Source organism: Devosia sp. (assembly GCF_028290435.1).
Taxonomy (GTDB): Bacteria; Pseudomonadota; Alphaproteobacteria; order Rhizobiales; family Devosiaceae; genus Devosia.
This window is the reverse complement of sequence record NZ_JAQGJV010000070.1, coordinates 1-12,191: the sequence shown is the minus strand read 5'-3', so window position 1 is coordinate 12,191 and position 12,191 is coordinate 1. Positions and strand designations below refer to the sequence as shown.

13 protein-coding genes are annotated in these 12,191 nt (G+C 63.5%); 9 read left to right on the top strand and 4 right to left on the bottom strand.

Annotated features, from left to right (window positions below):
• Window positions 1–737, bottom strand: a 737-nt coding sequence (locus JWP26_RS14950; RefSeq protein WP_299729233.1) for a nucleoside hydrolase, incomplete at its 3' end; no start/stop codon positions are given.
• Window position 738: 1 nt separating this feature from the next.
• Complete coding sequence (locus JWP26_RS14945; RefSeq protein WP_299729230.1) at window positions 739–2,082, bottom strand: amidohydrolase; 1,344 nt, start codon at window positions 2,080–2,082, stop codon at window positions 739–741.
• Between the two features lie 162 nt (window positions 2,083–2,244).
• Between JWP26_RS14945 and cdd the strand changes: the two genes are divergently transcribed.
• The 4 genes from cdd to JWP26_RS14925 are packed head-to-tail and all read left to right on the top strand — an operon-like array spanning window position 2,245 to window position 5,713.
• Complete coding sequence (cdd, locus tag JWP26_RS14940; RefSeq protein ID WP_299729227.1) at window positions 2,245–3,207, top strand: cytidine deaminase; 963 nt, start codon at window positions 2,245–2,247, stop codon at window positions 3,205–3,207.
• Window positions 3,204–3,938, top strand: coding sequence for a creatininase family protein (locus tag JWP26_RS14935; RefSeq protein ID WP_299729225.1), 735 nt, complete (start codon window positions 3,204–3,206; stop codon window positions 3,936–3,938). The genes cdd and JWP26_RS14935 overlap by 4 nt, the downstream gene beginning before the upstream one ends.
• A 9-nt stretch (window positions 3,939–3,947) precedes the next feature.
• Window positions 3,948–4,961, top strand: coding sequence for a LacI family DNA-binding transcriptional regulator (locus tag JWP26_RS14930; protein ID WP_299729222.1), 1,014 nt, complete (start codon window positions 3,948–3,950; stop codon window positions 4,959–4,961).
• Window positions 4,958–5,713, top strand: a complete 756-nt coding sequence (locus JWP26_RS14925) for a glutamine amidotransferase (RefSeq protein WP_299729219.1) — start codon at window positions 4,958–4,960, stop codon at window positions 5,711–5,713. The genes JWP26_RS14930 and JWP26_RS14925 overlap by 4 nt, the downstream gene beginning before the upstream one ends.
• Before the next feature lie 113 nt (window positions 5,714–5,826).
• On the opposite strand, the gene JWP26_RS14920 is transcribed toward JWP26_RS14925, so the two are convergent.
• On the bottom strand, window positions 5,827–6,678 hold the full coding sequence (locus tag JWP26_RS14920) for a MurR/RpiR family transcriptional regulator (RefSeq protein WP_299729218.1): 852 nt from the start codon (window positions 6,676–6,678) through the stop codon (window positions 5,827–5,829).
• A gap of 108 nt (window positions 6,679–6,786) precedes the next feature.
• On the opposite strand from JWP26_RS14920, the gene JWP26_RS14915 reads away from it, so the two are divergent.
• The 5 genes from JWP26_RS14915 to JWP26_RS14895 are packed head-to-tail and all read left to right on the top strand — an operon-like array spanning window position 6,787 to window position 11,623.
• Window positions 6,787–7,524, top strand: a complete 738-nt coding sequence (locus JWP26_RS14915) for a 5-formyltetrahydrofolate cyclo-ligase (protein WP_299729215.1) — start codon at window positions 6,787–6,789, stop codon at window positions 7,522–7,524.
• 35 nt (window positions 7,525–7,559) lie between these two features.
• Window positions 7,560–8,531: an ABC transporter substrate-binding protein gene (locus tag JWP26_RS14910; protein WP_299729213.1), complete on the top strand. Its 972-nt coding sequence runs from the start codon at window positions 7,560–7,562 to the stop codon at window positions 8,529–8,531.
• Window positions 8,531–9,301 (top strand): ABC transporter ATP-binding protein, encoded by a 771-nt coding sequence (locus JWP26_RS14905; RefSeq protein WP_299729211.1) that lies wholly within the window; start codon window positions 8,531–8,533, stop codon window positions 9,299–9,301. Before JWP26_RS14910 ends, JWP26_RS14905 begins: the two co-directional genes overlap by 1 nt.
• Window positions 9,291–10,868, top strand: a complete 1,578-nt coding sequence (locus JWP26_RS14900) for an ABC transporter permease (protein ID WP_299729209.1) — start codon at window positions 9,291–9,293, stop codon at window positions 10,866–10,868. The genes JWP26_RS14905 and JWP26_RS14900 overlap by 11 nt, the downstream gene beginning before the upstream one ends.
• Entirely contained in the window at window positions 10,865–11,623 is a 759-nt protein-coding gene (locus tag JWP26_RS14895) for a 5-formyltetrahydrofolate cyclo-ligase (RefSeq protein WP_299729207.1), read from the top strand. Before JWP26_RS14900 ends, JWP26_RS14895 begins: the two co-directional genes overlap by 4 nt.
• A gap of 27 nt (window positions 11,624–11,650) precedes the next feature.
• Here the strand turns inward: JWP26_RS14895 and JWP26_RS14890 are convergent.
• The coding region (locus JWP26_RS14890) for a DMT family transporter (RefSeq protein WP_299729205.1) at window positions 11,651–12,191 on the bottom strand (541 nt) is incomplete at its 5' end.

Genomic DNA, 12,191 nt, shown 5'->3' with positions numbered 1-12,191 from the left:
GGATCGACGAAGCGGAAATTGTCGCCGCCGCCATAGCCGGCAATGGTCTGGCGGGCATGCCGCGCCAGCGCCTGGGAGAAGGCCTTTTCCGGGCCATCGGCCAACGGCGCGAACAAGCCGTCGACCTGCTCGCCGGTCATGTTGTGGGTGACGCAGGGCTCCCACGGCACCACGACAATTTCGATATCGGCGGAGAACACGATCGCGGCGGCTTCGGGATCGGCATAGATGTTGAACTCGGCCGCCGGCGTGGTGTTGCCGCGCCCGTAGAGCGTGCCGCCCATGATGGTGAGCTGGCCGATGCCCTTGATGATCGCCGGCTCCAGCCGCAGCGCCAGCGCCAGATTTGTCAGCGGCCCGATCATCAGAATGTCGATTTTCTCGCCGCGCGCCCCGGCCTCGCGGAAGCTCGTCCGCAGGAAGCCGATGGCGTCATCGCTGACCATGGCATCGGTCTCAAGCGGACGCGGTGCGCCGCCGAGACCGTCCTCGCCGTGGATATATTTGGCGTCGATGACCGGTTGAGTCAGCGGCCGACCGGCGCCAGTGTGAACCGGAATCTTTGCCCCGGCCACCGCCAGAGTGGCGAGGATATTGCGCGTCGCGGTCTCCAGTCCGACATTGCCGAACACCGTGGTGATCGCATCGGGCGCACGGCCGCCGGCGATCAGCATCAACAGGGCTTGGGCGTCGTCAACGCCGCCGTCGGTATCGAGGATCAGCGTGTTGCGGCCCATCTCACGCCACCTCGCGGGCCAGTTCGACCCGCGACCAGAAATCGCGATAGGTCCGTGAATAGGTCGCGCGAATTTCGGCAAAGTCCTGCCGTTGCAGCATGCGGTCGCGCACCAGTTGCTCGCCGGCAACCCAGACATGAACGACATCGCGCCCGCTGCCGGAATAGACCAGCACGGTCTCAAAATCGGGCGTTTCCGAATAGCCGGGACCGCGCATGTCGATAGCGATGATATCGGCGGCCTTGCCCACTTCGAGCGAGCCGGTTTCGTGGTCGAGGCCAAGCGCCCTGGCGCCGTCGATGGTGGCCATGCGGATCAGCTCGGCGCTAGAAATCGGCTGGGCCACGCCTTCGCGATGCGAAGCGACGAGACCGGCAACCCGCATTTCGGCGATCATGTCATAGGAATTGTTGGCCGCGACATTGTCGGTGCCCAGCGCCACGACGACGCCGGCCGCCTTGAGCTTGACCACGGGGCAAATGCCCTCGCGACCGGAGCGCAGGCCGGCGGTGGCATTGTGGGAGATCGATGCATTGGGCGCGGCCGCGAAGATAGCAATGTCTTCGTCGGTGAGTTCGAGGCAGTGGGCGGCGTGGACACGGCCGGCGAAGAAGCCGTCGCGCGACAGCGCTTGCGTCGCGGTCATGCCATAGCGGGCCATGGTCTCTGCATTGTCCTCGGGACCGCAGGCCATGTGCAGGTGCAAGCCGACGCCATATTTGACCGCCATGGCCACTTCGGCGCGCAGCAGGTCCTCGGAATTATCGACATAGGGCGCATGCGGGCCGAACCAGGGGATCACGCGGCCATCGGCAGAACGTTGCTGCTCGATGAAAGCGGCGGCCTTGGCCAGTTCCTCCTCGCCCCGCGCTTCGTCGCCAAGCTGCACGATGCCATAGGCGACGACCGCGCGCAGGCCACTTTGGCCCGCTGCGGCGGCGATTTCTTCGGCGAAGAAATACTGGTCGCAAAATGTCGTGGTGCCAGACAGCACCATTTCGGCGCAGGACAGCGCGACCGCCGGTCCGATGTCGGATGCCACCAGCGACAGTTCCGGCTCGCGGATGGAATTGTACCAGCCGTCCATGGTCAGCAGGCTTTGGCCTTCCGAGCGGCCGCGGAACAGCACCATGGCCGAATGGGTATGGGCGTTGATCAGGCCCGGCATCACTAGATGGCCGGGCAGGGCGATGGCTTCGTCGAAGTCGCTGGGGTTCGGCATGGTGGCTTTGGGGCCTGTGCCGGTGATCCGGCCATCGTCAAAAGACACCCAGCCGCCGTCAAAAACGGTGTTCTGCGCATCGACGGTCAGCACCGTCACATCAAAAATTAAAACAGAACTCATTTGACCAAGGGCTAGTAAAGCGGTTTACATAGCGATCTAACGCCAAATGTCGCGGGATTGTCAAATGCTATCGCAGCGTCAATGCTCAAACCATAGGCTTGTGGAAAAAATGCACAAGACAGCAGCAGTCATAGCCAGCCTGCGCTTTGCGAGGGTCGTGCCGTGAGCGTCAATCCGTTTCAGGCCGACCCGCATATTGTCGAACGGCTGGCGCGCATTGCGCCAGAGGTCGTGCAGACGATTGGCCATCGTGCCGCTGCGGCGATCGCCGCGAATAACGATGCCCTTGGCGCCAATATGGGCGGCGTGCTCAGTGCTGCCGATGCGGCGTCGCTGGTGGCCGAATTCGGTCTCGATGGCGTTCGCGAACTGATGTTGCTGCTGCTTGAGCCGGCCAAGGCCTATGCCCGTCCGCCGATTTCCAATTTCTTCGTCGGTGCAGTGGGCCTTGAGGCGCAGACCGGTAATCTGATCCTGGGCGGCAATGTCGAATTTCCCGGCACCCATCTCGGCACGACCCTGCATGGCGAAGGCTTCGTTGCCACCCGCGCTTTCAGCCGCGGTACCGATCTGGCCGCCATTGCCATCGGCGAGGCGCATCCCTGTGCCCATTGTCGGCAATACCTCTCCGAATTCGCTGCCAGCCGGGACCTGGAGCTGATCGATCCGCTCGGCCATGTCCTCACTATGGCGCAGCTTTACCCCTGGCCGTTCGATCCCGACTATCTGGGCGAGCGCGGCGCGGTTGCCGGCCTTTCCAACTGGCCCGGCCTGCAACTGGCGCGCAGCGACCTCGCGGTAGATGTCGTGCCGGCACTGCTGCAGGCGGGAGCCCGCGCCTACGCGCCCTATAGTCAATGCCCCGGCGCCGTGGTGCTGGATCTGGCCGACGGCAAGCGGATCACTGGCGCGTCGATCGAGAGTGTGTCGTTCAATCCTACAATTCCGCCGCTACAGGCCGCCCTGATCGACTTGTTGGCGCATGGCTATGGCTATGACGACATTCGGGAGGTGACGCTCGGAACGGTGCTGGCTGGCCATGTCGATTATGCCCGCAGCACTGCTGAACTGCTCGACCGTGTCGCGCCCGACGCCGACCTGACCATCAGTGGATGGACGCCATGACCGGCGATATGGCTGATACGGCCTGGCCAGACATAGCGGTGCTGGTGGACCAGGGCGCGCTAGCCGTATTGGCGATCGGCGCCTGCGAGCAGCATGGCGCGCATCTGCCGCTGACCACCGATACCGATATGGCCCTGGGCATGGCGCGACGAATTGCCGGAGAGCTCGGAGCCTTGGTCCTGCCGCCGATTGCCTATGGAGACGCCTGGAACAACGAGGCCTTTCCGGGCACGCTTTCCCTGTCTCCGACGACCTTGCGCGCGGTGATCGAAGATGTCGGCCACGGCCTGCGGCGGATGAACGTGCGGGGGCTGGTGATCGTCAACGGTCATTTCGGCAACCGCGAGCCTATTGCGCTGGCCGCGCGGACGTTGGTGGCTGCCGGCCTGCCGGTCATGCATCTGGACTATCCGGGCATGGAAAAGCTGGCTGGCGAAATCTGTGACAGCGAGCCGGCGGGGCCCGGTTTTTATCATGCCGATGAAGTTGAGACCGCCATGATGCTGGCAATCCGGCCCGAGGCGGTCGATCTGGCGCGCGCAGCGCCGGAATATCCACAATTTCCGCCCACTTTCGGGCTGGAGCCCCTGCAATTGCGCAGCTTCAACGCCAGCGGCGTATTCGGCGATCCGCGCCCCGCAACCGCCGAGAAGGGCGAGGCCCTTATGGCCGGTATTGCCGCTGAAAGCCTTCGGATGATCACGCTGTGGAGGGCTCGCCATGCCATCTGAGGGCTTGCAATGGCAACGCTGAGCGACGTGGCCGAAGCGGCGGGCGTGTCTCCGACCGCCGTATCGCGCTATCTCAATAACCGGATCGAGCTGCCGCTGGCGACGCGCGAGCGCATCGACGCGGCGATCGCCAAGCTCGACTACCGTCCCAACCTGATGGCCAAGCGCCTCTCCACCGGCAAGACCGAGGCCATCAGCCTGGTGACCCCGGAAATCGCCAATCCGTTTTTTGCCGAGCTGGCCGCCGCCGTCGAGGCCGAGGCGCAAAGCCACGGTTACGCGGTCTACATCTCGTCCACCGGCGGCGACCGTGACCGCGAGATCGACGCCATCAGGCGCCTGCATGACCAGCATGTCGATGGCCTGATCATGATGACCAACCAGCCCGACGATGGCACGCTGGCCGAACTGCTCAACGAGCACGACCATGTCGTCCTGCTCGATGAGGACATTCCCGGCGTCAGCGTGCCCCGCGTTTTCGTCGAGAACGAGCAGGGCGCCTATCTCGGTACGCGCCATCTCATCGAGGCCGGGCATCGCGAGATCGCCCTGATCGGTGGGCCCGGCGATCTCATGAGCGTGCGCGAGCGCTTGGCCGGCTTCGAACGCGCCATGACCGAGGCGGGACTGCCAGTGCGCCCCGATTGGGTGCTGCTCGGCGATTATTCGCGTGCCTTCGGCCATGCTGCCACCCAGCGCCTGCTGGCATCGCCGCCGCGGCCCACGGCGATCCTGGCCTGTTCGGATTATCTCGCGATCGGCGTGCTGCTGGCCTTGCAGCAGGCCGGGCTGTCGGTGCCCCACGATATGTCGCTGGTCGGCTTCGACGACATGCCCTTTGCCGAGCTGGTCAATCCGCCGCTGACGACCATAAGGCAGCCCGTCGCCGAGATGGGCCGACTGGCCTTTGAACTGCTGCTTGCATTGCTCAACAAAGCCGAGCCTGCACCACTCACCCGCCTTCCAGTGGAACTGGTGGTGCGCCGCTCGGTGGCTCAATTTCAAGGAAAGACATCGCGATGACCAAACCCCGCGTCCTGATTGCCGGGGAGTCCTGGACCGTCCACTCGATCCACCAGAAGGGCTTCGACAGCTTCACCACCACCGAATATGCCGAAGGCGTGCGCTGGTTGCGCAGCGCCCTGGAAGGCGCGGGCTGGGAGGTGACGTACCAGCCTTCCCATGTCGCCGCTCGGGATTTCCCGCACACCGCCGAGACTTTGGCCGCTTTCGATTGCGTGATCCTGTCCGATATCGGTGCCAATACGCTGCTGCTGCATCCCGATACCTTCACGCGCTCCGCCGTGCTGCCCAATCGTCTGCATGCCATTCGCGACTATGTCGCGGCCGGTGGCGGCTTGGTCATGGTGGGCGGTTACCTGACCTTCCAGGGCATCGAGGCCAAGGGCCAATATGCCGGCACGGCGATCGAAGAAGCCCTGCCGGTCACCCTGTTCCACCGCGATGACCGCATCGAGTGCCCGCAGGGTGTCGCGCCCAGGGTTGTTGATGCCACCCATCCTATCGTTGCCGGGCTAGAGGGCGATTGGCCGGTGCTGCTTGGCTATAACCAGCTTGCCGCCAAGCCGGATACGGCCCTGGTCGCAATCGTGGGTGACGATCCGCTGATCGTGGCCGCCGGCTTCGGCAAGGGCCGGGCGGTGGCCTTCGCTTCCGATTGCGGACCGCATTGGGCGCCGCCACCCTTCGTCGAATGGAGCGGCTACGACAAGCTCTGGGCGCAGATCGTTGGCTGGGCAGCGGGCGATCTGTGACGGTCATCTCGTCTTTTCCGGTAACGCGGAAACGGTCCAAGACGGGCGGTCATATCTGGACCGAAGCTGAAGCCGTCGATCAGGTTCAGTGACGAGCGTGGCCTGTGCGGCCCTTAAGGGTCGGTGTCGTCCAGTTCCTCATGAATGCTTGCCAGCACGTCCGCGCGTTGGCTGGCCGACTTCCCGGCGCGCGCGGCATAGGTGACGGCGAGCAGGCGAATGGCGCTGCTGATGGCGGTGTGCGACGGTCCCATTCCGAAGCTGGCGACATGGCAGGGCAGCACGACATCCGAATAGCGCTGCGCCTCAAGCGCGGAATTGCGGTCGGTGATGGTGATAACGCTCATGCGCGTCGTCTTGGCATAGTTGATGATGGGATCGAGAATGGTTGCCCGCGGTGGCAACGTGATCAGTAACAGCGTGTCCTTCGGGCCGGTCATGGCCAGATCCTCGGCCCAGGAGCCCTGGTTGATCCCCAGGATCATCACCGAATGGCGCAGTCTGGCCAAGAGCAGGCGCGCGTAGCGGGCAAAGCCTTCCTCCGAGCCGAGCCCCAGGACCCACACTCGGGGCGCGGCGTGCAGCAGTTCGGCGGCGGCGCGAATGCGGTCGGAACGCAACTCCTCAAAGGTCTTGGTCAGGTTGCGCAATTCGAGTTCGAGATGGGTGCTGACGGCTTTGCCGAGCACGATCTGGTCGGAACTGCCGACCGAATAGCCGTAGGGCTCCGTACTGTTGCGCTCCTCGCGGGCCTGCAGTTTGACCTCATTGAAATCGGCATAGCCCAGGTGCTGGAAGAACCGTGCCGCAGTGGCTTTGGATACGCCAGCCATATCGGCGATTTCAGTCGCCGAGTGCGTCAGAATATCGTCCTGACGGTCAAGCACCAACTGGGCAAGCTTCTGCTCGCCCGCGGTCAGGCGGGAAAATCGCTCCTGAATTCTCAGGACCAGGCGAGACGCCAAAGTGCTCTCCACACGTACGAACAGGTCACGAAAAAACTTTAGCAGGACGCTTGCCAGAATGAAACATGTGTTTCATGATTATGAAACAATGAAACTAAAGGCAGCGGAATGACGACGTCCAAGCTCATTCGCCAACGTATCTGGGAAAGGCTCGCCGCTGTCGCGTTGCCCGATACGCGCTTCCACATGAATTTTTCCGAGTTTATTCCCGATTTCGTCGATAGCGTGCTGGCCACAGATCGTATCTGCGCCCTCCCAGCCTATCAAAACTCCAAGTTCGCGTTCATCGCACCGGACAATTCGTTGGTCGATCTCCGGCGCCGGTTGATCGAGGCAGGCAGGCCTTTCGTCATGTCCTCGTTCCGTATCCATCGCGGTTTCGTGCTGCTTGACCCGGCCGATGTGCCGCCGGGCGCTGCCCAATATGCGGCCTGGCTGGATGGCATGGAACATTTCGGCAAGCCCGTGACGCTGGAGGACATTGCCCGACGGGGACGCTTCGACCTGATGGTCACCGGCGCCTCGGCGGTGTCGGTGGATGGCGTACGCTTCGGCAAGGGGCACGGCTATTTCGATCTCGAATGGGGCATGTTCACCGATCTTGGTGTCGCCGATGACAGCACCGCGGTGATCGCTGCCGTGCATGACGTCGGGGTGGTCGAGGACAAGCTACATCCGAGCGAAACCGACATCCTGGCCGATCTGATCGTTACCCCGACCCGCCTGATCGATACTCACCGGCGGATGCGCAGGCCGCGCGGCATCAAGTGGGACCTGCTGAGCAAGGAGCAGATCGCAGCCATGCCGCCGCTGGCCGAACTCGCCCACCTGCGCGGCATTGCCTGAACCCTTTCCCTGAACACCAAACCTCGGAGCTTCCAATGAGCCTGAACATGCAAAGACGCCACTTTCTCAGCCTGATGGGCGCAGCCGCCACTCTGCCGCTGACCAGCCGTCTCGCCTATGCGGCAACACCACTGACGTTCCAGGCGTCATGGATCAACGATGCCGAATTCGCCGGCTATTTCGCGGCCATGGATAAGGGCTATTACACCGAGCAGGGACTGGACCTGACCTATCTCAGCGGCGGCCCGGACGTGATCCCGGAGTCAGCGCTGATCGCCGGCAAGGCCGACGTTACGCTGACCACGCCCGACACCACCATCAAGGCGATCGTGGAGCAGGGCGCCCCGTTCAAGATCATTGGCGCGCAATACCAGAAGAACCCGATCGGCATCGTTTCGCTGGCGTCCAACCCGATCAAGACGCCGCAGGATCTGGTCGGCAAGACGCTCGCCGTGCCCCCGGTTAACGTCATCTCTGTCGAGGCCATGCTCAAGATTTCCGGCGTGGACCGTGCCTCAGTCAACATCGTGCCCTATGCCTATGATCCGACGCCGCTGATCAAGGGCGAGATCGATGCCTCGCTCGATTTCACCACCAATGTGCCGTTCAGCATCAAGCAGGCCGGTCCGGACGCGACCTCGTTCCTGCTCTATGATTTTGGCTTCACCACCTTCAACGACACGGTCGTCGTCACCACCGATGTGCTGGCGTCCAAGCGCAGGGAATTGGTCGCGTTCCTGCGGGCTTCACGCCAGGGTTGGGACGACAACCTGGCCGACCCCGCCGCGTTGCCGCCGACCTTCGCCGAGACCTGGTTCAAGGGGACCGGTCGCTCGATCGAGAATGAGGTCTATTTCAATACCGCGCAGAAGCCGCTGATCGAAGCGAGCGGAGGCATCTTCTCGATGAGCGAAGACTCCATCGCCGCCAATATCGAGGCATTGGCCGCCGTCGGCATCAACGCCACCCGCGAGATGTTCGACACCACCTTGCTCGAAGAAATCTGATGAGCACCGCATCTGGAATACGGGTCGAGACTGTGTCGCGCGTGTTCGCCGCGCGCGGCACTACGGTCGAAGCTCTGCGGGACGTGTCGCTGGATTGTCCGGCGGGCTCGTTCACGGCGCTGATCGGCCCATCCGGATGCGGTAAGTCTACCATATTGCGACTGGCGCTGGGCCTCGATCGTGCCGACACGGGCACGATCGAGGTTGGCGGCCTTGCCCCGAGCGACGCTACCAAGAGCGGTATCACCGGCGTGGCGTTTCAGGACGCGGCGCTGCTGCCTTGGCGGTCGGTGGAGGACAATATCGCGCTGCCGCTCGACGTGCTGGGGCGGCCGCGGGCTGCCCACAGCGCCAAGATTGCCGAGCTGATTGCTCTGGTCGGCCTCAAGGGTTTTGAGAATGCGCTGCCGTCCGAATTGTCTGGGGGCATGCGCCAGCGCGTTGCTATCGCCCGTTCGCTGGTGACCGATCCGCAGGTGTTGTTTCTCGATGAGCCCTTTGGTGCGCTTGACCAGATCCTGCGCAAGCAGATGAATATCGAACTGCAGCGCATCTGGATGGAAAGCCAGGCCACGACGCTGCTGGTGACCCATGGCATCGACGAAGCCGTATTTTTGGCCGATCGGGTCGTGGTGATGCAAAGCCGCCCCGGACGTATCAGCAAGATCATCGATATCGATCTGCCCCGGCCACGGCGCGCCGAGCTGTTCGCGGACCCGGCCTTTCACAAGCTGGAAGCCGAAGTTGCGAGCGCTCTCGATGGGCATTGATTTGAGACGGATCTACGGGTCAATCCGGAACCTGGCGATCATCGTGATCGTGTGGGAAATCCTAGGCCGGCTACAACTCGTCGCCAGCGGCGCCTTGCCACCGCCGAGCGCGGTCGTCCTGCGCCTGATCAAGGACTGGGGCGATTATCCCGGCCATATCGGCGCCACCATCTTTGGCGCCGGCGTCGGCTTCATCATTGGCAATGCCGTCGCCATCGCAGCCGGCGTGCTGTTTGCCCTCTATCCGCTGACCTCACGAGTAGCCCGCGGCCTGAATATCGCGATTTTCGCGCTGCCGGCGATCGCTATTTCACCAATTCTGGTGCTGACGCTGTCCGATCCGGTGCCGCGGATCGTCCTTGCCGCCATCGGCTGCTATTTCGTCACCATGACCGCGACCGTGGTGGGCCTGACCCAGGTCGATGCCCGCTCAGTCGACGTGGTGCGGGCCTATGGCGGCGGCAAATGGAAGGCGCTGTGGCTGGTGCAATGGCGCAGTGCCTTGCCGGTAATCCTTTCCGGACTGCGCGTGGCCGCGCCGAATGCGGTATTGGGCTCGATTCTAGCCGAATTCGGCGGCGGTGGCCGCTGGGGCTTGGGCGTCTATCTACTGGGTTCGCTTGGACGGGCAGAGCCGGATCGGCTCTGGGGCATCGGCTTGGTCGCGACACTCATCGCGGCTGCGGCTTATGCGGTGTTCGCGCTGATCGCCAATTCCATCACCGGCTCGTCTCAGTCGGTCACCGTGCCAACGTCTTTGCTGCGCAGCGACGAGGAGGGCAGGGTGCGTCCGCTGTGGCAGCGCGGGGCGCTGATCGCCAGTTCGATCGCCCTGCCATTCGCGCTCTGGTGGGTGCTGCTCCTGGCCTTGCGCGTGCCGGCGATGATCGCCAAGACGCCCGCGGGCCTGCTGGATTATCTGGTGCTGCTGCCGAGCGCGCCCATTGCGCAGGGCAAGCTCGTCGCCGCGCTGGCGCAAACCCTGCCGATGACCTTTATCGGCATGGCCGCCGGGCTGGCGCTCGCCTTCGCCCTGGCGCTGTGCTCGCAGCTCTGGCCGGCGGTCGTCCGCGCGTTCATGCCGGTTGCGCTGGTTACCCAGACCATGCCGCTGGTGGCGCTGACGCCGCTGCTGGTGCTGATGCTCGGCCGCGGCACCGCGGTGATCCTCGCCATCACGATCTCGGTCACCTTCTTTCCCGCCTTCGTCACCATGGCGCAGGGCCTGCTGATGGTGCCGCGCGCCGCCCTCGAAGTGCCCAAGGCGTATGGCGCGAGCCTGTTCACCCAGCTCCGCCTGGTCTCGATTCCGTCCTCGTTGCCTTATCTGTTCGCCGCTACGAGGCTGACCGCGCCGCGTGCTTTGCTTGGCGTCATGATCGCCGAATGGCTGGCGACCGGCACCGGGCTCGGCAACCTGCTCAATCAATCGCGCGGCTATCTCGACTACGGGATGATCTGGTCGGTGGCCTTCGTCTCAGTCGTGCTCTCCGTCCTGTTCTACCAGGTCGTGGTGGTCGTCGAGCGGCGCGTGCTGGGCCGCTTCGGCATGGCGAGCGCCCAATGAACACAATCACAGGAGTTATCGACATGGACCACAAGGCATCGGTACGCGAGCGCGTCTGGAGCGAGTTGCGCAAGGTTGCGGTGCCCGACAGCCGTTTTCATTTCGACTTTGGCGAGTTCATCGCCGATTTCGAAGGTGGCGACGCGGCGGTCGCCCGACTGGTGGATCATCGCTACTACCAGCAGGCCAGCTTTGTTTTCATCACGCCCGACAATTGCCTCGATCGGCTCCGCCTCAAGGCGCTGCAGGATGGCAAGACCATTCTCATGACCACCTATTCCATCAAGCGGGGCTTCTTTCTGCTCGATCCGAGTAAGATCGACCCGGAGCTCTATCTTTATGCATCGACACTTGATGGCATGGAGCGTGTTGCGCAGCACGTTGCCCTCAGCGATATCGCCAAGATGCCAACCGTCGAATACATGGTCACCGGCACCGGCGCGATCAATCACGCGGGCGTCCGCTTCGGCAAAGGGCACGGCTTTTTCGATGCCGAATGGGGCATGCTGTATCAGCTCGGCCGCATCAGCACGGCCACACCGTCCGCCGCCGTGGTGCATGACTGCCAGGTGCTCGACGAAACGCTGACTCCCGAGGTCTTCGACACCGTCGCCGACGTCATCTTCACGCCGACCCGCACCATTGAGGTCGACGCCCCGCACAAGCCGACCTGCGGCATCATCTGGGATCGCATGGACGCCCACATGTACGACACCATCCCCCCCTTGCAGGAACTCAAAGCGATGGGGCTTTAGCTTAGGCTTGGGAAGTGGCAACCTGCATCACGTTGCTTCGCTTGGTTGCTCGATGGCCCGGGCCAGGGGCTGGCGGGACAGGATGACGAGCAGTCCGGCCAGCGCCACGACACCCCCGGCGAGCATGCGCAGGTCGAACGTCTCGTGGAGGATCACTACGCCCATGGCGATGCTCATCAGCGGCATCATGAGGCCCAGTGGGGCGATCAGGCTGGCCGGATAGCGTTGCAGCACGCCGAAATATAGCGTGTGCGCGATGATGGTCACGACGAAGGCAGAGAACGCAAGCCCCGCCCAGAATGGCCAGCCAGCGGCGAGGCTGGTCTCGATCTGGTGGTGTGCGGCCAGCAGTGAATAAGCCGTCAGTGGCGGGAACGACGCCAGCGCCACCCAGGCCTGCAGCCGGAGTGGCCGGATCGGCCCATAGCGCTTCAGCAGAATGGAGCCGAGCGCCAAGGATGCCGCCGACGCGAAGGCAAAGATAAGCCCGAACGTGATCGACTGGCCCGACGGCTCCCACATCACGATCATGACGCCGGTGAACGCGAGCGCTATGCCGGCCGAACGC